This is a genomic window from Yersinia sp. FDAARGOS_228 (assembly GCF_002073315.2).
Lineage (GTDB): Bacteria > Pseudomonadota > Gammaproteobacteria > Enterobacterales > Enterobacteriaceae > Yersinia > Yersinia intermedia.
This window is the reverse complement of the sequence record NZ_CP020409.2, coordinates 2,815,687-2,836,402: the sequence shown is the minus strand read 5'-3', so window position 1 is coordinate 2,836,402 and position 20,716 is coordinate 2,815,687. Positions and strand designations below refer to the sequence as shown.

The window sequence follows — 20,716 nt, the reverse complement described above, 5'->3', positions numbered from 1 at the left end:
TTTTTGTAAACTCGCGTTACTGGAATTATCCTCGACGAATGAAACACCTACAGCCGATGTGGAAGATGCGAAAAATCAATAGTCGGTACGTTTGCTATCGCCACAATGACAGAGACGAAATGGCAAGGAAACTAACGTCGATATGACGTCTGGGATAAAAAAACCAGGCATGAAGTTATCAATCGCCTGGTTCTAGGGGAAACGCTTTGTATGTAGATCGATCACAATCTTCCTAATCTCACAGTTCATCACCTCCTGCGCCTTTGCCTTTATGCAGGACCATTACTGGCATCTTTAGAAAAACGGTTACGCCCACAACCGCTATCAGAGTCATAATCACCGTTATTAACATGCGATCACCTCATCATTTTTAATTTCTATTTTTCCAAACTCAGCCCTTTATCCTCGGGATAGACCCCTTCCAGATGACACTACCCTTTTACTATGGCACCAGAAAACTCTTTTGCAAATACTGTCTGAAAAGTCTTTATGCGCTATCTTGTCCCATTGAGGCTAATTTGGGGTTTTGTGTTGTTCGATTCAACTTGTGTATACTGCTCTACTCCTATCCAGAAAAAACAGACTAAATAATGTCACAAGAAAATCATCTCGCGTTAGTCTGCGCCCTCAGCAAATGGGTCGAAACCCATCTAGGGCGGGTCATCTACCTTGAAGAGTTAGCCGCGTACTCAGGCTACTCACTTTGGCATATGCAGAAAATATTTAAAGAAGTAACAGGGATATCGCTGGGTAAATACATTCGGGAAAGGCGCTTAGCGGGTGCGGTTTATCAACTAAGAAGCAGTGACAGTACGATTTTTGATATCGCTTTGGACTTTGGCTTTGGCTCACAGTCGCATTTTACATACATGTTCAGGAAACGTTACGGCATCACCCCGTATGATTTCAGGCAAAATACCAATATTGATCTGAATATCGCGTTGCCCTTGCATGCTATTCACCAAAAACTGGCATAACATCCCGCAATGCCCACTATTCGCCTCAATGCCCACGGCAGCTATCTGGCGAATGACCTTTTTCAGTTCTTTTTATAGCAATTCTGCACATCGATTGTTTGTACTTCGTTACGTTGGCGGTCCGCCATATAGGTCATCGCAAACATGACGCTAACCACAATGAGGGCAGCCAACAGTAAACCAATCAATGCAATGACTTTATTGTCATCAAACAAGCTCTTATCCATACATTCCCCCTAATTTCTATGGTGTATCATCAGATTAACCATAGGATCGCAATCAGCGTTATTGCAATCAGCAAACATGATGTTGTAAGTAAAACTACGAGCGCAAATTGCGCATCGCCAATTCCCGCAGAATAATCACTATTCGGGGTGATATTTTGTTGTTTTTTCAAAACGATACCTACTGATTGGCGCACACCAATCTTAACTCTGTATCAGAAAAATCGTGTTTTATAGTGGACATCTTTCTATCGGGCATCAGCCTAACAATCGACTATTCCAACACGATCCTGTCGTAGTCTGTGTTATAGATCAAGCCCATCCATTGTAAAGTTAGGGGCATGAACAAAACACATTAACACCGATTAAGTGTTTGCGGCGATAATGCAATGCCCCCTTGTCCGCTGCCAAATGTTGAATCGCCTACTCTATTATACCGTAATTATTCCTGTAGCGAGGCTATACACCGCGGCTAAAGCGGCGATGATGGCTACAGCAAAAAGACATTTTTCAATCGGAGCGAATATTGATCTCTTTTGCTCGCGCTTAGCGATGATAAACAACACCGTTCCTGGGCCATATATCACTGCTGACAGTAATATGTATTTCAATCCGCCCGCGTAAACCATCAATATGGCATACAGTGTTGCTATCAAAGCAAAAATAAAATCTTTCTTCCGTTCGGCTGAATCAATTGCATAGGTTTCCTGGGTCCAGGCCAATTTCAAACCATAGGCTGCAACCAGCAAATAGGGGATCAAAACTAATGAGCTGGTGAGTTCCAGTGCCAACTGAAAAGCATACTCAGTGAAGAGCGTAACAATTAAGAATAATTGGATGAAAATATTCGACATCCAAACCGCTGCCGATGGCACCCCACGCTTATTCTCCGTTGCAAATATCTGCGGCATGATGTTACTTTTGGCAGCGGAATAGAGTGCTTCCGCTGCCAATAGGGTCCATGACAAATAGGCCCCCATGACGGAGATAATCAACCCGATGCTAATAAATATAGCCCCCCATCTCCCCACAATATGTTCTAACACTCCAGCCATTGAAGGTTGACGTAAAGCGGCAAGATCAGGACGAAGCAGTACGCCATAAGAAAGCATCGTTACTAATACCAGTAAACAAAGAACGCCAATAAAGCCTAAAACAGTAGCAATACCCACATGTTTTCTTTCTTTCGCGTAACGCGAATATACACTGGCCCCCTCAATGCCCACAAAGACAAATACGGTAACCAACATAGTACTGCGCACTTGGGAGAATAACGTCTCAGATGCAGTACCAATTTCTAATGCGGCATGACCAGTATAACCATAATCATCCAGATGAGAGAGATCACCGATACCTGACAACGATTGGCTGCCCCAGAAGTTTAATGCAAAAGTATCGGTATGAAATGCAACTGCCAGAACAATAACAAAAATAAATATTGGAATCACTTTAGCAAACGTGGCAATAGTATTAATCGCTGCGGCTTCTTTGATGCCACGTAACACCATGAAATGGAAACTCCACAAGATTAATGACGCAATTAGGACTGCGGATAATGTATTGCCATCACCAAAGAGTGGAAAGAAAGCGCCCAATGTTGATTTGATCAAAACAAAATAAGAGACACTACCAATACAGGCACCTGCCCAAAAGCCGATTGCCGAAGCAAAACCAGCGTAATCACCAAATCCAGTTTTAGCATAAATATAAACACCGGAATCCAAATCCGGCTTACGCTGTGCCAGCGTCTGAAAAACGAAAGCCAGAGTCAACATTCCACCACCGGCAATAACCCATGCAATGATAGCGCCAAAACCACCAGTGGCGCGGCCAAATGTGGCAGGTAAAGAGAAAATACCGGCACCGATCATTGAACCCACAACTAGAGAGGTTAATGACCACAGCGAGAGTTTTTTATTTGATGAAGCCGCCATATTCATTTCCATTTACATTAGCTAATCCAATATAAATCAGAATAACCTAATAGAAGACTAAGTCCTATAGATGTAATTCAGAGAAAATGTGAGCCTCCTTTAAAAGCTGAATATACGCCAGTGAGTGGACGTGGCAAAAAATATTAAATAATGCATATACTCGCCGTGGTAGTGTCGTTATGTCGACACCACCAAACAGACCTATTAGACATAGGTCTTGATACCATTAGAATGTAAACTGTGCATGGCTAACTTGAGTGGAATGCTTGCAGTGTAGCCAAACTAATCAATCAGGTTTTTAGTCAAATAATAACGGTGATATTCACCCAATACATTTTCTAACGTCATTTTCAATTGATAACCCTGCTTTTCATAGAACGGACGAGCCTGGAAGCTGAATGTATCGACTTGAGCGAACTTACATCCCCGCTGTATCGCTTCCTGCTCGACTGCTTTCATCAAGGTACTCCCGGCACCGGAGTGACGTAATGCATCCGATACCCATAGAAACTCAATACTCAGACAATTACCTAAGGTATAACCCGCTATTCCCCCCAGCTTCTCACCACCGTCCCCGGTGATAAATACTGCTAATGGTTTACGAGCATTATCACCAACGAATTTACGGTTAAAAGCTTTCAACCCCTCGATGATTTCTGCAATATCTGCTGTTGTTGGGTCATCTGTCATGGTCAAATTCATCGTCACTACTCCTCGTTATTATATGACTAACAATACTCAATATAACCCCGGCTGCCATGGACATTTTCACAGATAAGAATTTTATTGTTGATAATAAGTGGCAAAATAAATGCTATTAAGAACCATTTACATTTATAATGCAACGAACTGCTCTTTCTACGATTTGTATCATTTTTTCCTCTGCACTTGTAAGGATGCCTCAATGCTCCGCCGTTTCTTTTCTTATTACACCCCGTACAAAGGGCTTTTCTATCTGGACTTTGGCTGTGCTATTTTGGCTGGGTTGCTAGAATTGAGTTTCCCAATGGCGGTAAAGCTGTTCATTGATAAGTTACTCCCAAACCAAGACTGGGTGCTGATCGTCTGGGCGGCAACCGGCCTGTTGATGATTTACCTGCTCAATACTGCGCTGATGGCGATTGTTAACTACTGGGGGCACGCACTGGGTGTAGGCATCGAAACCGACATGCGCCGTCAGGCTTTTAGTCATCTGCAAAAATTATCATTCAGCTATTACGATAATATGAAGACGGGGCATATTATCACCCACGTCACCAAAGACCTTGAAGAGGTTGGAGAAATAGCCCATCACGGCCCTGAAGACCTTTTTATTGCCGTTATGACCTTTATCGGCGCATTCATCCTGATGGCCTCGGTCCATTTGCCGCTGGCGATGCTCACCATCGTCATCGTGCCCTTTATGACCTATCTGGTCAGCCGCTATGGCTCACAAATGACCGAGACTTGGCGCAAACTGTTTGGCCAAGTGGGTAATTTTAATGCCCGCATTGAAGAAAGTATCGGTGGCATTCGTGTCGTCAAAGCCTTCGCAAACGAGTCTCACGAAAAGAAATTGTTCGCCGCAGACAACGAAAATTACCGTACTACCAAACTGCGGGCTTACCGCATCATGACTACCAGTATGACCATGAGCTACCTAAGTACTCGTCTGGTACAGTTAATTGTGATGGTTGTCGGTACCTGGTACGTAGTACATGACCAATTGAGTTACGGCGGTTTCGTCGGTTTTCTGCTATTAGTTGAAGTATTTTTCCGCCCGGTGGCGAAAATAACGTCAGTATTGGAAAGTTACCCGAAGGGAATTGCCGGTTTCAAACGATTTACTCAACTGATTGATACACAACCAGATATTGTTGACCAATCCAATGCCCACGCTGTCGGCCATTTGCATGGCGATATTTGTTACCAGCATGTCAGTTTCGGTTATTCAGCGCAGAATAAGATTTTTACCGATTTGAACCTGCAAATCCGCGCAGGCGAAACCGTGGCATTCGTCGGGCCATCGGGGGCGGGTAAAACCACATTATGCTCGTTGCTGCCACGCTTTTATGAACTTGATGAAGGGGTAATCACGATTGATGGTATTAATATCCGTGATATGACTCAGCAATCATTGCGAAATAATATTGGTATTGTTCAGCAGGACGTTTTCTTATTTGGTGGGTCTATTCGTGAGAATATTGCTTACGGTAAACTGGATGCCAGCGACGATGAAATCATGGCCGCAGCACAACAAGCCCGGCTAGATGAGTTGATTGAAAGCCTGCCTGATGGGCTGGATACCGTTGTCGGTGAGCGTGGGGTGAAATTATCGGGTGGGCAGAAACAGCGCTTGTCCATTGCGCGCATCTTCCTGAAAAATCCCCCCATTTTGATTCTGGATGAAGCAACCTCTGCACTCGATACTGCCACTGAGCAAGCCATCCAGCTCGCGTTAACTGAATTATCACAAGGCAGAACGACATTGGTGATTGCTCATCGCTTAGCCACGATTCAAAATGCCGATCGGATCATTGTGGTCGATAAAGAAGGCATTGTGGAACAAGGCAACCACCATGAATTACTGGCCCGTAAAGGGGCCTATGCAAAATTACATAATGCCCAGTTTAGTGCTGCCTGAGACTCAGTAAAAACCCACCTACTGGTGGGCACGAATGGTAAACTGGAGGAAAATTCAGCCAAAGCCATTCCATCGCGGGCTTAAATAGGGTACAAGGACGCCATGAAAATTCCAAAACGAATCCAACCGCTGGTTGATGACGGCTTGGTTGACGAAGTCATCCGTCGTTTGAAAAGTGGCAAAGAAGCTGATGTATACGTTGTCCGTTGTGGGCAGGATATCCGTTGCGCTAAAGTCTATAAAGAAGCTGAGAACCGTAGTTTCAAACAGGCAGTGCAATATCAGGAAGGGCGTAAGGTGCGTAACAGCCGTGATGCCCGAGCCATGGCCAAGGGATCTAAATTTGGCCGTAAGCAACAAGAGGAAACCTGGCAAACTGCCGAGGTGGATGCTTTGTACCTGTTAGCCAATGCCGGTGTTCGCGTACCTCAGCCTTATGCATGCCTTGATGGTGTTTTATTGATGGAGCTGGTCACCGATGCAGACGGTCTTGCTGCCCCTCGACTGAGTGATGTGCCATTTAGCAAAGAACAAGCGCTGATTGACCATGCCGTGATGATCCAATATGTGGTACGGATGCTTTGCGCCGGTTTAGTTCATGGCGACTTATCGGAGTTTAATGTCTTAATTGATAAAGAAGGCCCGGTGATTATTGATTTACCGCAAGCCGTCAATGCCGCAGCAAACAACCATGCTAAAGCCATGCTGGAGCGTGATGTCGCGAATATGACACACTATTATGGTCAATATGCGCCAGAGCTGCTTAATCGTAAATATGCCAAAGAGATGTGGGCACTCTATGAAGACGGTAAATTGCATCCAGAAACGCAACTGACCGGTGAATTTGCAGAAAGTACCGAAGCGGCTGATGTTGAGGGTGTACTGGAGGAAATCAACGCGGTTATAGCTGAAGAGCAGGAGCGCCTGCGTGAGGCTCAGGATCACAACAGCTAGGCATTAGTATCTATCGCTAACATCTAATCTTTGTGGGGCAGTAATCGCTCGATTCCCTGCCCCACACACTCTTTACGTATCAGTTAAGCGCCACCGCTTCCACGCGGTTTCGACCCGCAGTTTTCGCCCGATATAATGCTTTATCCGCAGCAACCGACACGTCTGTCGCCGAAATAGACTCACCTGGCGCTGATACCGAAGCCACACCGATGCTGATGGTCACTCGCCCTCCTGGCGACATCCCATGGGGAATATCTAGCTCCTCAATCGAGTGACGCATGCGTTCGGCAACAGCTTTCGCATCCTCCAGAGTACTGGGCGCTAGCAACACAATAAATTCCTCGCCACCATAGCGAGCCAAAATATCTGAACCACCACGAATAGATTTTGACAAAGTTTCGACAATGGATTTCAAGCACACATCCCCCATAGCATGGCCATAAAGGTCGTTAAAACTCTTGAAATTATCAAAATCAATCATCAATACAGACAAAGCGCCACCTTCGGTCCGGTTTTTTTGCCAAATATGCTGATAGATATCATCAAAGTGGCGACGATTAGCCACCCCAGTCAATACATCGGTTTGTGACAACGCTTTGAGAATCGATTCAGACTGCTTGAGTTCAGTAATATCAAAAAACGAGCCATACCAAATAACAGACCCATCATCCTGAAGCGTTGGGAAAGACTCACCATGGAGCCAATGTGTGCCTTTGCCTGGTAGTACAACGCGAAAATTGCAGCGCCAGACAGACAGGTTCTGTTGAGAGATAACTACCGCCTGTCTTAGCACCGCCATATCATCAACATGCACGCGGCTAAATAGTGGATTTCTCTCTCTGGGTACACACAAAACATCAGCTGGTGACAGATCAAATATTTTTCTGACACCCTCGCTACAATATTTAAAATAAGATTCGCCATCGGCATCTAAATAATAAGCATAAATCATTGCCGGCAAATTCTTAGTTAAACGATCCATCATTTGCTTACTTTCTTCCAGCTCCATAAGCAGGGATTTTCTTTCCGAGACATCAGCAATCACACTAATATAACCAACAGTCTGGTTATTATCAGCGGTTATCTCATGGACACTAAGTGCTCCCCAGAAACGTTTTCCATTTTTGCGCCGATAACACCACTCGCTGGCATCACGCCGGTTAAGCAATAAATAATCCAGTTCAGCTTGTGCCTCACCATACTCTGGAATGTGCAGTATATCTGAAATAGGACATCCTAAGACTTCATCTTTAGAATAGCCAAACATTCGTTCCGCACCCACATTAAATATGGTGATGCGATTATCTAAGTCGGTAGTAATGATCGCGACCTGTTTTTCAGCATTCAACAGTACATCCAGTTGAAGATTAGATAATTTATTTTTCCCATTCTCTCTCTTCACTGGTTCACCTTGGCGGTGTTGACCAAATACTTTCCCAGTCAAAGCACTCAGGCAGTTATGATAAAAAGAAAATAAAGACATAAAGTAAATCACCTATAACTCAGAACAAGAAAATATCAAATAAAAATCACAATCAATCTACTCAACACTACTAATAATAACACTACAAATTATAACATATGCCAATGAATCAGTGTAGGTTTGGAATGATGATACTCTCTAATAGATAGCGGCAGACATTCAACTTGATAAAATCATTACATATCTCACCAAGAAAACGGAAAGAGCAATCCGTTATGATAATAACCCATTCCTATTGGATAACGAGAGTGAGCATGAATAAGTTACTAATGATTTTCACAGTATCGGTGTTATTATTGAATACAATCTCTAGCTTTGCCACACAACCCATTAATAAAGAAGTACAAAAATCACCTGGCGTCACATGCAAACACCCGCCTCAAGCACCCAAAGATAAAAATGGCCGCACATTGCCACCATCGAAAGGACATCATGATGTCCGTCCAGCAAAAGGCCCGTAGCAACATGATAGCAAGCACCTATGCCCTCCATCGCTATCAGATAAAAACCACAACAGTTAGAATGTTATATTTATTAGCATAGCTAATACTATTGTAACAATGGATAAAATGAAAGCAGACATACTTACTTGACCTGTTTTTTACTCCAAAATTAGAAAGGTGAATTTAAATTCCCAATACAAATAAAAGGCATGATAAAAATATCGGCACAAATAACTCTTCAGCCAATAACCCCCACCGATAAATTAACCTTTACGCTGGCGAGATATACCTTTATAGCCCATGCTAAATAACGAGAAAAACTCTCAACCCGGCACTAATAACATCCAGTTAAATATAACATCCAGATAAGGAAGTAAGTATGCTTTATAAATCACTGCTTAATATTGTCATTGTAATAACCACGTTTTTAACCATTAGCACGGTATTCTCTGCATCATCACCGACAACCCCGACAGATATGACCTGTAAAGAATTCCTTGATCTTAATCCGAAAAGTATGACACCAGTTGCCTTCTGGATCCTCAACAAGGATACCAAATATAAAGAAGGAGACAGCATCGACTTCCAGGAAATAGACACTGTATACACACCAAAAATAATTGATATTTGTAAAAAATTACCGGATAAAAAAATCACCGATATGAAGAAAGATATTGAGGGGGTAGCCAAGAAACCAATGTAATATAATCTTTGGCCCCACGTTACTAGAGTGGGGCTATCATTACTTTTTGGTTATTGTTTAGGAGAGATACTCATGTTAATAAGGGTTATGTTAAACAGGTTTATGTTAAAGATAATCGTGTTGATATCGATACTGGTATTACCCATCAGCCAGGCATTGGCAATTGACTGCCAAAATGCGGTGACGCAACTGGATATCAACCAGTGTGCAAATTCAGATTATAAGAAAGCAGATACCGAATTGAACCGTATTTATAAACAGGTTTTGGCCAAGACACCCGCCACTCAAAGAGCGCTCTTAAAGAGTGCACAACTTACCTGGATAAAATACCGCGACGCAGATTGTACCTTCCAATCATCAGCCACCGAAGGTGGTTCAGTGCATCCTATGATTATCTCTGCTTGTTTGACCCATAAAACTGAAGCTCGCTCAGCAGAACTACTGTCATTCCTCAATTGCGCGGAAGGTGATCTAAGTTGCCCCTTATAGCCTGCTGTGATTAGCGTTGCCGAATCGTCGAAGGCGTCAGGCCATAAGCCACTTTAAAGCAGTTACTGAAGTGACTGGCAGAGCTGAAACCACATTCCAGGGCAATATGAATAAGCGGCATCATGCTATGTTTCAATAGCTGTTCTGCGCGAGATAACCGCGCTTTCAACACAAATTGATGTGGTGCCAGCCCAGTGTTCTGCTTAAACATCCGTGCAAAATGGAACTCACTTAACCCTGCCTGTTCAGCAAGATCTGACAACAGCAACGGCTGTGAAAGATGTCCGTCAATATACTCTTTCACTCTTTTTAACACTGCCGGAGACAACCCACCGCGAATCACGGGGATTGCCCACTGCAACTGAGTGTAGTTTTTTAATAAATGGGTCATTAACAAGGTCGCAGCACTGCTGAGAGCTAAATGATTTGCCTGTTCTTGCCAGTTACAATTCAGTAAAAATTGGCGATATAGCAGCGTTATTTGCGGATCTTCTGCGAAAATTCGCTCATCAACCTGAATTGACTGGGGGCTACGCTCCCAGATCTGTTCGGCAAGCTGGCGCAGATGCTTATCAGTGCAATATAAATGTACAAATGACAAATCATCCCGCACATCCCAACTGGATAAGCTGCCCTTTGGCATAATACAAAAACGATCTGGGCCACCACCGTTTTTCCAGCCAGCGCGTGTTTTGTGATAGCACTCATAACCATCTGCAACATACAAGCTCAAGGTATGATGATCGGGGCTTTCCTGTGTAATGCAGTCATCGCGGTTAGACCAGGCAGCCAATTGAATACCCGAGCCAAGTTGCACACAATCATGCAAGCGGGCTTTGTGTTCTTTTAGGGTTTCAAAGGCTTGATACCGTTCCAACATTGTACTGACTTCCTTTGGGTTCGCGCATGAAACCAGTTTAATGGCTTGCCAGGCGGCAGACTATATTTTCCAGCTATTTATCGTAAAAATGCGCAAGATTTTGCAATTTAAAGCAAGCCGCTGAAAGCGCCGCCCCTTCCTATACCGGATACTAGCGTTTTCTAGCTGTGATGAGAAATAACGATGACCGCGCTGCTTTATTTGTTAGTTGTACTGATCTGGGGAACGACCTGGATTGCCATTACCCTACAACAGCAAGCTGATGTTGCTATTACTGTGTCCATTTTTTATCGGTTTGCGCTTGCGGCCGGCACCATGATGATCGTCTTATTACTCGCCCGCCGATTGCGGCAGCTCGCGGTGCGTGACCACCTTTTTTGCGTTGCACAGGGGATTTGTGTTTTTGCCTTTAATTTTTACTGTTTCTATCATGCTGCGGCTTATATCAGTAGTGGCCTGGAGTCAGTTATTTTCTCAATGGCGGTACTGTTTAATGCCATCAATGGCATGATTTTCTTTCGCCAACGCCTAAGCCCTAACCTGCTGCCAGCCAGTATCCTCGGCATGATAGGTATTGTTGCTTTGTTCTGGCAAGATCTGACCGCCACACAAATGGCACCGGAATTACTTAAAGGTATCGGCCTAAGTTTGCTGGGGACCTATGGTTTTTCACTGGGCAATATGATCAGTAGCCGCCACCAGCGGAAGGGATTGGATATTCTGTCAACCAATGCTTATGCGATGACTTATGGCGCGGTAGCGATGGGACTTTTCAGTTTGATTCAACAACACTCTTTTACTCTCGAATTCACACCACGCTACCTTGGCTCATTACTGTATCTGGCTATCTTCGGTTCCGTGATTGCATTTACCGCCTACTTCAGCTTGATTGGCCGAATCGGAGCCAGTGGTGCGGCTTATAGCACCTTGTTATTTCCACTAGTGGCACTGACCATATCAACCTTCTATGAAGGCTATCACTGGCACCTGAATGCCATTATTGGTCTGCTATTAATCTTATTAGGTAATTTAGTGATGTTCTCACGGCCTGGTATGGTGCAATCCTGGTTTAAGCGCCGCCATTATAGCCTGCCACAAAGGTAACCAATAATATTACTGAACAATTGCACACAATTAAGCGTGTGGGGATGCTGACTGCTTTAGCGGCTTACCACTAAATATATTTATCCGGGCAGATGATTTTATTTTCTGCCCGCCATCTCGTGCAGTCACAGTGCAGTTCAAGCCCCATCGTGATGGATAAACTCAATACCATACAACCCACCAATAGCGTTGATGGTTTCTAATAGATGTGCACCATCAGCTTGATGCGGGGCGGTATCGCTCGCTACTGAATGCGCAGACCAGCGCCCAATAAACCATGCTGTAATTTTAGCCATTACCACCTCTGCGTTATTTATCTAGCGGGATGAAACTGATGTTTTAAGGGTAGACGCTGCCGCGCGCACAGGTGAAATAATGATTATGGCTTTAGATATGCCAAATTTAGCTATGAAGGCCAAAACTTGAGATGAAAATTAATGATTATGCATTTTAAAGATGCCAGCCATCAGCCAAGGCGTTATCTTAATTAGACATTCACCCTAAAGGAGTTCCGCATGTTTGTTGTCAGTCTGACTTACCATAAACCTATCGACGTGGTCGAGGCACTCACTGAAAGTCATAAAGAGTGGTTGAAAAAGTACTATACACAAGGTGTTTTTATCGCATCAGGCCGTAAAGTGCCGCGTACCGGTGGCATTATTTTGGCCAAAAGTATTGCCCGTGAAGAACTGGATAAGATATTGGCCGAAGATCCGTTTAATGCAGTTGCCGATTATAGCGTGACCGAGTTTATCGCTTCCATGGCTATCGAGTCGGTGGAAGCGTTAAAAACTCTGTGATGCTTTTATGTGATAAACCCCAACAGCAGCCATAGTTGATGCCATGGCTGCTGTTACAACGTATTGGCCGTTAATTCTGCCCGTTGTTGTCGTTGTGCCATAATGCGATGCAGATTGGCCTCAAGCCATACGGTTAGCCCTTCCACCTGCTCCTGAATCTCTTTCCCCAACGGCGTTAATTTATATTCCACATGCGGTGGCACTACCGGATAAGCGATCCGCTCAACAAAACCATCTTCTTCAAGGTGTTGCAGTGTTTGTGCCAGCATCTTTTCGCTAACACCACCAATCTTTCTGCGCAACGCACTGAAACGCAGAGTCTCATTGCTTAACGCAATCAAGACTAAGACCCCCCAACGGCTGGTTACGCGCTTGAGCACTTCCCTTGAAGGACAATCTGCATTGAGTAATTCGCCCCGCCGGACCTGTTCAGGAAACGAAACAGCGTGATTCAAATTTTGCAGCTCCACTATTTTCATACTAACCTTTTGGTGCGTACTTACGTAAAGTTAGTATATTGCATATGATGAACTTAAGGGCGACTTTCTGGCCAATCATGCGGTTTTATTCTTTGCTAATGGTCTGTCACCTTTCTTATAACATCAAATCTGGAGTGTCATTATGATCGCAGTAACCGGTGCCACAGGCCAATTAGGCCGCCTTGTTATCAATGCATTACTTAAAAAAGTGCCCGCCAGTGAAATCATTGCTGCGGTACGTAACCCTGAAAAAGCCCACGATCTGGCAGCGTTAGGCGTTCAAATCCGCAAAGCTGACTATAGCCAGCCAGCCACGCTAGATACCGCTTTTCAAGGTGTTGATAAATTACTGTTAATCTCATCGAGTGAAGTGGGTCAGCGTATTGCCCAACATAGCGCCGTGATCGCAGCGGCCAAGCGTGCAGGGGTTAAACTGTTGGCGTATACCAGTTTGTTACATGCGGATAAAAGCCCACTGGGGTTAGGTGAAGAACACCGAGCCACCGAAGCACTATTACGTGAATCAGGTCTGCCAGTGGTGTTATTGCGTAACGGCTGGTATACCGAGAACTATGCAGCAAGTATCGCACCAGCCCTGGCACATGGCGCATTTATCGGCGCGGTAGCTGAGGGTCGTATCGCCTCTGCCGCACGTGAAGACTATGCCGAAGCGGCCGCTGTGGTGCTAACGCAGGGAAACCAGGCGGGTAAAGTTTACGAATTAGCCGGTGACGATATCTATACACTGGCTGAATTCTCGGCAGAAATCGCCCGCCAGTCAGGTAAACCTGTGGTGTACCACGATTTGTCTGAAGCCGATTTCAAGCAAGCATTGCTCGGAGCCGGTTTACCTGATGTTTTCGCCAGCCTATTAGCCGATTCTGATGCTGGCGCGGCTAAAGGAGGGTTGTTTGATGACAGTCATACATTGAGCAAACTGATTGGCCGGCCGACAACACCTTATGCCGATGTCATTGCAGCAACGCTAGCGGCACGTTAAATCTATTCTGATACTCACGGCCGGTTTCCCTAGGGTTACCGGCCGCTCGCGATCTAATCTTAATATATTATGCCAACTTAAAACTTGGCAGCATCCAGTGCCTGAGCAAGATCATTGAGAATGTCATCAATATGCTCTATACCAATCGATAGCCGCACCATATCCCGTGGTACGCCCGCCTTGATGAGTTCTTCATCATTAAGCTGGCGATGCGTGGTTGACGCTGGGTGGCAAGCCAGTGACTTGGCGTCACCGATATTCACTAAGCGCACGATCAAATTCAGCGCATCAATAAAACGCCCGCCCGCCTCCTGCCCGCCATGAATACCAAATGACAATATCGAGGCTGGTTTACCACCAAAATAGCGCTGGGCCAGTTCATGCTCGGGATGATCGGGTAAGCCTGCGTATTTAACCCAACTGACTTGCGGATGGTTTTGCAAATAGTGTGCGACTTTCAGCGCATTTTCAGTATGACGTTCCATACGCAAAGCCAATGTCTCCAATCCCTGCAAAATCAGGAAAGCATTGAAAGGCGACAACGCAGCACCCGTATTTCGCAGTGGTACCACCCGGCAGCGGCCAATATAGGCTGCCGCGCCAAATTGCTCGGTATAGGTCACGCCATGATATGACGGATCGGGTGTATTCAATTGAGCAAAACGCTCTGGGTATTGCGCCCAAGGGAACTTACCTGAATCCACCACAATGCCACCAATACTGGAACCATGACCGCCGATATATTTGGTCAATGAATGCACCACAATATCCGCACCATGTTCAAATGGCCGACACAAGATTGGTGTTGCGACGGTATTATCAACAATTAATGGCACACCATGGCGATGAGCCGCATCAGCCAATTTTTTCAAATCAACGATATTCCCGGCAGGGTTACCAATCGATTCACAGAAAACTGCTTTAGTCCGGTCATCGATTAAGGCTTCCAATGCTGCGATATCATCATGATCGGCAAAACGGGTTTCTATCCCATAACGCGGCAACGTATGGGCCAGCAGATTGTAAGTCCCGCCATACAACTTGGCCACCGACACAATATTATCCCCCACTTCGGCAATGGTTTGGATAGCATAGGTAATCGCCGCCATACCGGACGCCACTGCCAGAGCCGCGATCCCCCCTTCAAGGGCAGCAACCCGTTTCTCCAGTACATCATTGGTGGGGTTCATGATGCGCGAATAAATATTGCCAGCAACTTTTAAATCAAACAGATCAGCACCATGTTGGGTATCGTCAAAAGCAAAGGAGGATGTCTGGTAAATAGGTACCGCAACGGCCTTGGTGGTGGGGTCCGGTGAATAGCCTGCATGAATAGATAATGTTTCTAATTTCATTCTTTATCCCTTGTTATATGACAATGCCCAGTGCCGCAGTCAGTAGGATGACGCCACTTAATTAAGCCGATCCTTGACTGGCGACAGACGTGATGAAGAGAATTACAATAGAGGAATTAATGAGCGGTACCTACCTCCAAAAGTAATTATTTAGCTATTAATTATAATTAAACGATATCGATATCCTCTCACCCGCCATTCAGCCATGTAGCGCTACGTTTCATCTATTCCATCCTGATAGATAACTTTCTCTTCTTATAAATCAATATACTGAATAAAAATATCTCTTCAGGGCTTTTCTGTCCACGCCTCGCCGCATATACTGTATGCATAACCAGTTATTTTGTAAATCAGTCGTTTTTTGTTATCACGCTCTCCCCTTAGATAACGCATTTGGAGGCTTTATGGGTGCATTCGGCAATGCTGCACAGGACTATATTGAAAAGAGAATCGATCTTAATGAACACTGCATTGAGCACCCAGCCGCCACCTTTTTCATGACCGCCAAGGGTGACGCCCTGAGTGATGCAGGAATTAACAACGGCGCACTGCTGGTGATAGATCGCAGTTTGCAGGCACAGCACGGCGATATTGTCGTTGCAACCATCGGGGGTGAGTTCAATATTAAGCGGCTTTATTTACGACCGGTTCCCCGCCTTGAGGCGCTGAATGCAGCCACTCCCCCACTCATATTATGTGAAGGAGATGAAGAGTGGGTTATCTTTGGTGTCATTGTATTTAGTATCAATAAGTTACGATAATGTTTGCTCTCGTTGACGTGAACTCATTTTATGCCAGTTGTGAAACGGTATTCAGGCCTGATCTGTATGGTCGCCCTGTGGTGGTGTTATCCAATAACGATGGCTGCGTGATTGCCCGTAGCCGGGAGGCTAAGGTCGTGGGTATTCCAATGGGGGCACCCTATTTCAAGATACAGCAAGTTATCCATCAGCATCGTGTCGTCGCGTTTAGCAGTAATTACGCACTCTACAGTGATATGTCTGCACGGGTCATGACTATTCTTGAACAACTGGCCCCAGGGATTGAAATTTACTCAATCGATGAAGCATTTCTCAATATTACTGGTGTGCAGCATTGCATTACACTGGAAGAGTTTGGTCAGGGCGTGCGTGATAAAATACGCAAATTGACTGGCCTAAATGTCGGTGTAGGCATCGCGCCAAGCAAGACTCTCGCCAAGCTGGCAAACCATGCTGCTAAGTTATGGCATAAAACGGGTGGTGTAGTCGATTTGTCCAATCCCATACGTCAACGCAAATTGCTGGCGCTGATGCCAGCAGCGCAGGTATGGGGCGTGGGCCAGCGTACCGCAAAAAAGCTGGCAGTGATGGGGATAACCACCGCCCTTCAATTATCAGAGGCCAGCCCCCCGCTTATTCGCAAAAACTTTAGCGTCGTACTGGAACGGACAGTGCGAGAATTGCGCGGAGAAGCTTGTCTGGCGGTGGCTGAATTCGCACCTACAAAACAACAAATAATCTGTTCGCGCTCATTTAGTAAACACATTACAGAATATCAAAGTATGCATGAAGCCGTTTGTAGCTATGCCGAGAAAGCAGCAGAAAAGCTACGCAAAGAGCACCAATACTGTTGCCATGTATCAACCTTTATCAAAACCAGCCCTTTTGCCAGTAACGAGGTCTATTACAGTAACCTCGCCAGCACTCGCCTCAACTTTCCGACCTTGGACTCAAGGGATATTATTGCCGCAGCCCTCAAATGCCTGGCGGCAATTTGGCGACCCGGTCACCATTACCTGAAAGCAGGTATTATGTTGGGAGATTTTTCAAGTCAGGGTATCGCGCAATTGGGTCTATTTGATGAGAGCAAACCGCGCATTAACAGTGAATCATTGATGGCGGCTATCGACAAAATTAATCAATCCGGTAAAAGTAAAATTGCGTTTATCGGGCAAGGAGTTAATCAACAATGGCAGATGAAACGTGAAATGTTATCACCTGCATATACTACCCGAATTCAAGATTGTCCTATTGCGGTTATTCGGTAACACGACTTAACGAATACCTCGGTGTATCGTTTATAGATGAATAGCATGCGAAAACGTTGATGGTTGACAACAAAGGCTTAGTCCGCCCTGCATATAGAAAGGAACATTATGGGTGCATTTACCGGTTTTACTCAACATGGGCTGACATTCTTACAGCACATCGCTCAGAACAATAACAAAGAATGGTTCGAGGAACATCGCGATATCTATGATCAACATCTACTACAACCCGTACGAAAGCTGGTGGCCGATCTGAGTTCAGATATGCTGACTATTGATGAGCTGTTTGAAGTTCGTCCAGCGATTGGCAAGACAATTTCTCGCATGAATCGTGATACCCGTTTTTCTCATGATAAGTCGCTCTATCGCAGCAATATTTGGCTTACATTTAAAAGATCACGTAAAAATTGGACGGATGCTCCAACTTACTTTTTCGAATTTGGCCCAGACTGGTGGCGTTATGGGTTGGGGTATTACAGCGCCTCGCGAGAAACAATGGATCTTTTCAGACAACAACTGATCCGTGCGCCTGCTGATTTTCTCACCATGGCTGACTGTATTTATCCGAATTTCTCGATTGAGGGTGAGAGTTACAAGCGCCCTTTGATTAAAGATCAACCTCAGGCATTGGCGGAATGGTACAACAAGAAGTCGTGGGCATTAATTAGCCACCGCAGAGATATGGATTTATTATTTTCCGAACAACTGGTTGGGCTGTTAAGTAAAGACTTTATGCGCCTTTCACCTATCTATAATTTTTTGATGAAAATTGAAGGGTTGAAGAAAAGTCATAATCACTTTAGCTAGACTGGAAGGCTTACTCTATACAGGGTACAGAAGTGCGATATTCAAATGGCTTAATCCGTTTGCAAGCATCAAAACATTGCAAGCTGTGCAAATGAAAACATACTAGATTTCGAGCAGATTGTTATTAAGTTTCGATACCGTCTTATCATCTTTTACCCCTGTCACTCAAGGGTTTTATCTTTGATAGCGACTCAACTAATACTCCACCGCTGTAACAAATAATTATTCTTATATTCATAATTAATGGCTAATTGTAAATAAAAACCTTATGAACATCATTTTATGCAACATTAAAACAGATTTTAACTATGTTTTATCCAAATAATAGACAAACAACCATACATAAGAAAACTCATTCACTACGTTCATCAATCAAATTTGATATGGCCTACAGTGAAATTATTAAGTAATTGTTTTATATTGAGTTTATTATATTGATCGTCATTTTAAACAATAAACAAAAAATCAAATAAAATAATAAATTTAAATAAACTAATCATTTCATAAATACTATAGCGCCCCAAAAAAGTGCAACAGCATGAATAATCAGCACCATTATGGGGAATTGATAATTTAATTAATATAAGTATAAAGTTTTATCTTATGAGGCCGATTACCGTCTGTAGTTATTGTATTCACCTGTTATCAGGGAACTCCCCCATTTACTGAGGTTATTATGAGAGTGAACAAGCCTGTCAGTCGGCAGGAGTATCCCATTGATCGCGATACCACCTTGCAATCCACCACTGATATTCACGGCAATATCGCCTATGCCAATGCCGCCTTTGTTCGCGCCAGTGGTTTTGAATATCAGGACTTACTGAGTCAACCGCACAATGTGGTTCGGCACCCTGATATGCCACCTGCGGCATTTGCTGATATGTGGCAAACCCTGAATGCGGGTTTATCCTGGTCATCATTGGTTAAGAATCGTCGTAAAAATGGTGATTACTATTGGGTACGCGCTAATGCTACGCCATTACGTCATGATGGCCGTCTGACCGGTTATATTTCGGTACGCATTGCACCCACTCGCGAAGAAGTTAAACAAGCAGAAGCACTGTACGCCGATTTTAATTCGGGTAAGGCCAAGCAGCGTCACATAGCACTGTATCGTGGGCTAATTGTTCGTACTGGTTGGTTGTCCCTATTGTCGCTGTTCCAAACGTTACCATTGCGCTGGCGCTTGCGCGGGGCATTATTGGGGGCGGCTTTGCTCCCTACTGTGGCCGCCGGAGTGATAGGGATAACCGGTTTGCCATTATTAGTTTTGGCTGCGGTTACCGTTGCCAGCAGCGTGGTGGCCTCATGGTGGTTAGAGCGCCAAGTTGCCCGCCCTATCGCCGCAATTTTGCAACAAGCGCAAGATGTCTCGTCCGGGCAGGCTGGTGATTACGTACAGCTAAACCGAGTAGATGAAATTGGTTATTTGATGCGTAGCGTCAATCAATTGGGGTTAAATCTTCGTTCTCTAACGGATGATGTTAGCGGTCAAGTTGATGGTATTAACACCGCCAGCAGTGAAATTGCCGCTGGGAATCGTGAGTTAAAAGTCAGAACTGAGCAGGCGACTGCCAACTTGCAACATATCGTCAGTGCCACAGAACAATTAGTAGCCACGGTACAACACAGTGCCAATAGTGCCAATGAAACCACATCGTTGGCAGCGATGAGCAGTCGTGCGGCAGAACAAGGCAGCGAATTGATGCATCAAGTCATTGAAACTATGGGTACGATTAATGCTTCCAGTCATCGTATTGTAGATATTATCAGTGTCATTGAGGGAATAGCCTTTCAGACCAACATTCTGGCACTCAATGCGGCGGTTGAAGCCGCACGGGCTGGGGAACAAGGTAGAGGGTTTGCGGTAGTTGCCAGCGAGGTGCGCCATCTGGCTCAACGTTCGTCAACCGCCGCCAAAGAGATCAAACAACTGATTGAAACCAGTGTGGAGCGGGTTCGTGATGGTAGCGCCTTAGTGCAAAATGCCGGGGCCACGATGGATAATATCGTCAAACAAGCTGGTCAAGTTTCTACCCTAATCAGTGAAATCAGCACCTCCACCCAGGAACAAACACAAGCTCTTGGTCAAATTAACCAATCGATCGGCCAGTTAGATCAAATGACACACCAGAATGCGGCCATGGTCGAACAATATGCCGGGGCGGCAGAAGAGTTAGCACATCGTACCCTGCGCTTGACAGCGGCTGTTCGAATTTACCGCCCAGTAAAATGAGATAGGTTGTTATACCCTAAATAATTCGAGTTGCAGGAAGGCGGCAAGCGAGATACAAATCGGTCGGGAACCGATTTGTACAGCATTTATGCTAGCCCGTAAGTGATTCGGGTTATTGAGTGTAGCCAACGCACATGAAGTATGACGGGTATAGATGACATAAGGCTGAAATATTGTATAACATCAATTACCACTG

21 protein-coding genes are annotated in these 20,716 nt (G+C 44.8%); 13 read left to right on the top strand and 8 right to left on the bottom strand.

Going from position 1 to position 20,716, the window contains the following annotated elements:
- Window positions 1–590: 590 nt before the first annotated feature.
- The gene (locus A6J67_RS12940; RefSeq protein WP_032905829.1) at window positions 591–977 is read left to right on the top strand and encodes a helix-turn-helix domain-containing protein; all 387 of its coding nucleotides are present in this window, start codon (window positions 591–593) and stop codon (window positions 975–977) included.
- Between the two features lie 62 nt (window positions 978–1,039).
- Here A6J67_RS12940 and A6J67_RS12935 read toward each other — a convergent pair whose 3' ends face one another.
- From A6J67_RS12935 to A6J67_RS12925, 3 genes are all read right to left on the bottom strand, one after another.
- Window positions 1,040–1,204, bottom strand: coding sequence for a hypothetical protein (locus tag A6J67_RS12935; protein ID WP_005183055.1), 165 nt, complete (start codon window positions 1,202–1,204; stop codon window positions 1,040–1,042).
- A gap of 428 nt (window positions 1,205–1,632) precedes the next feature.
- Complete coding sequence (locus A6J67_RS12930) at window positions 1,633–3,135, bottom strand: basic amino acid/polyamine antiporter (RefSeq protein WP_050297373.1); 1,503 nt, start codon at window positions 3,133–3,135, stop codon at window positions 1,633–1,635.
- A 282-nt stretch (window positions 3,136–3,417) separates the two neighbouring features.
- Window positions 3,418–3,837, bottom strand: coding sequence for a GNAT family N-acetyltransferase (locus A6J67_RS12925; RefSeq protein ID WP_050297372.1), 420 nt, complete (start codon window positions 3,835–3,837; stop codon window positions 3,418–3,420).
- A gap of 202 nt (window positions 3,838–4,039) precedes the next feature.
- Here A6J67_RS12925 and A6J67_RS12920 point away from each other — a divergent pair, with 202 nt between their 5' ends.
- Both A6J67_RS12920 and A6J67_RS12915 read left to right on the top strand, forming a co-directional pair.
- On the top strand, window positions 4,040–5,758 hold the full coding sequence (locus A6J67_RS12920) for an ABC transporter ATP-binding protein (protein ID WP_050297371.1): 1,719 nt from the start codon (window positions 4,040–4,042) through the stop codon (window positions 5,756–5,758).
- 102 nt (window positions 5,759–5,860) lie between these two features.
- The gene (locus tag A6J67_RS12915; protein ID WP_005183066.1) at window positions 5,861–6,712 is read left to right on the top strand and encodes a PA4780 family RIO1-like protein kinase; all 852 of its coding nucleotides are present in this window, start codon (window positions 5,861–5,863) and stop codon (window positions 6,710–6,712) included.
- A gap of 79 nt (window positions 6,713–6,791) precedes the next feature.
- Here the strand turns inward: A6J67_RS12915 and A6J67_RS12910 are convergent, their stop codons facing one another.
- A complete protein-coding gene (locus tag A6J67_RS12910; protein ID WP_042569961.1) occupies window positions 6,792–8,195 on the bottom strand; it encodes a sensor domain-containing diguanylate cyclase in 1,404 nt (467 codons plus the stop codon).
- Between the two features lie 254 nt (window positions 8,196–8,449).
- On the opposite strand from A6J67_RS12910, the gene A6J67_RS12905 reads away from it, so the two are divergent.
- The 3 genes from A6J67_RS12905 (at window position 8,450) to A6J67_RS12895 (ending at window position 9,830) form a co-directional block, all read left to right on the top strand.
- Window positions 8,450–8,656: a hypothetical protein gene (locus tag A6J67_RS12905; RefSeq protein WP_080608183.1), complete on the top strand. Its 207-nt coding sequence runs from the start codon at window positions 8,450–8,452 to the stop codon at window positions 8,654–8,656.
- 361 nt (window positions 8,657–9,017) lie between these two features.
- A complete protein-coding gene (gene hdeB / locus A6J67_RS12900; RefSeq protein ID WP_005183070.1) occupies window positions 9,018–9,341 on the top strand; it encodes an acid-activated periplasmic chaperone HdeB in 324 nt (107 codons plus the stop codon).
- Window positions 9,342–9,443: 102 nt separating this feature from the next.
- The gene (locus A6J67_RS12895) at window positions 9,444–9,830 is read left to right on the top strand and encodes a lysozyme inhibitor LprI family protein (RefSeq protein WP_042569963.1); all 387 of its coding nucleotides are present in this window, start codon (window positions 9,444–9,446) and stop codon (window positions 9,828–9,830) included.
- A gap of 10 nt (window positions 9,831–9,840) precedes the next feature.
- Here A6J67_RS12895 and A6J67_RS12890 read toward each other — a convergent pair whose 3' ends face one another.
- Window positions 9,841–10,710, bottom strand: a complete 870-nt coding sequence (locus A6J67_RS12890) for a helix-turn-helix domain-containing protein (RefSeq protein WP_005183074.1) — start codon at window positions 10,708–10,710, stop codon at window positions 9,841–9,843.
- 183 nt (window positions 10,711–10,893) lie between these two features.
- Between A6J67_RS12890 and A6J67_RS12885 the strand changes: the two genes are divergently transcribed.
- A complete protein-coding gene (locus A6J67_RS12885; RefSeq protein WP_050297370.1) occupies window positions 10,894–11,814 on the top strand; it encodes a DMT family transporter in 921 nt (306 codons plus the stop codon).
- A 137-nt stretch (window positions 11,815–11,951) separates the two neighbouring features.
- Here the strand turns inward: A6J67_RS12885 and A6J67_RS23485 are convergent, their stop codons facing one another.
- Window positions 11,952–12,110 (bottom strand): hypothetical protein, encoded by a 159-nt coding sequence (locus tag A6J67_RS23485; protein WP_172668581.1) that lies wholly within the window; start codon window positions 12,108–12,110, stop codon window positions 11,952–11,954.
- Between the two features lie 219 nt (window positions 12,111–12,329).
- On the opposite strand from A6J67_RS23485, the gene A6J67_RS12880 reads away from it, so the two are divergent.
- On the top strand, window positions 12,330–12,614 hold the full coding sequence (locus A6J67_RS12880) for a YciI family protein (RefSeq protein ID WP_005183077.1): 285 nt from the start codon (window positions 12,330–12,332) through the stop codon (window positions 12,612–12,614).
- Window positions 12,615–12,667: 53 nt separating this feature from the next.
- On the opposite strand, the gene A6J67_RS12875 is transcribed toward A6J67_RS12880, so the two are convergent.
- Entirely contained in the window at window positions 12,668–13,093 is a 426-nt protein-coding gene (locus A6J67_RS12875; RefSeq protein WP_032905838.1) for a winged helix-turn-helix transcriptional regulator, read from the bottom strand.
- Between the two features lie 142 nt (window positions 13,094–13,235).
- On the opposite strand from A6J67_RS12875, the gene A6J67_RS12870 reads away from it, so the two are divergent.
- Window positions 13,236–14,093 carry an SDR family oxidoreductase gene (locus A6J67_RS12870; protein ID WP_005183081.1) on the top strand — a complete coding sequence of 286 codons (858 nt, stop codon included), beginning with the start codon at window positions 13,236–13,238 and terminating at the stop codon, window positions 14,091–14,093.
- A 77-nt stretch (window positions 14,094–14,170) separates the two neighbouring features.
- On the opposite strand, the gene A6J67_RS12865 is transcribed toward A6J67_RS12870, so the two are convergent.
- Complete coding sequence (locus A6J67_RS12865) at window positions 14,171–15,448, bottom strand: bifunctional O-acetylhomoserine aminocarboxypropyltransferase/cysteine synthase (protein WP_005183083.1); 1,278 nt, start codon at window positions 15,446–15,448, stop codon at window positions 14,171–14,173.
- 326 nt (window positions 15,449–15,774) lie between these two features.
- Between A6J67_RS12865 and umuD the strand changes: the two genes are divergently transcribed.
- From umuD to A6J67_RS12845, 4 genes are all read left to right on the top strand, one after another.
- On the top strand, window positions 15,775–16,209 hold the full coding sequence (gene umuD, locus A6J67_RS12860) for a translesion error-prone DNA polymerase V autoproteolytic subunit (protein ID WP_226967843.1): 435 nt from the start codon (window positions 15,775–15,777) through the stop codon (window positions 16,207–16,209).
- The gene (gene umuC / locus A6J67_RS12855; RefSeq protein WP_042569965.1) at window positions 16,209–17,477 is read left to right on the top strand and encodes a translesion error-prone DNA polymerase V subunit UmuC; all 1,269 of its coding nucleotides are present in this window, start codon (window positions 16,209–16,211) and stop codon (window positions 17,475–17,477) included. Before umuD ends, umuC begins: the two co-directional genes overlap by 1 nt.
- Window positions 17,478–17,582: 105 nt before the next feature.
- Complete coding sequence (locus A6J67_RS12850; protein WP_086018939.1) at window positions 17,583–18,284, top strand: DUF2461 domain-containing protein; 702 nt, start codon at window positions 17,583–17,585, stop codon at window positions 18,282–18,284.
- A 676-nt stretch (window positions 18,285–18,960) separates the two neighbouring features.
- Window positions 18,961–20,520 carry a methyl-accepting chemotaxis protein gene (locus tag A6J67_RS12845; RefSeq protein WP_050297369.1) on the top strand — a complete coding sequence of 520 codons (1,560 nt, stop codon included), beginning with the start codon at window positions 18,961–18,963 and terminating at the stop codon, window positions 20,518–20,520.
- The last annotated feature ends 196 nt before the right edge of the window (window positions 20,521–20,716 follow it).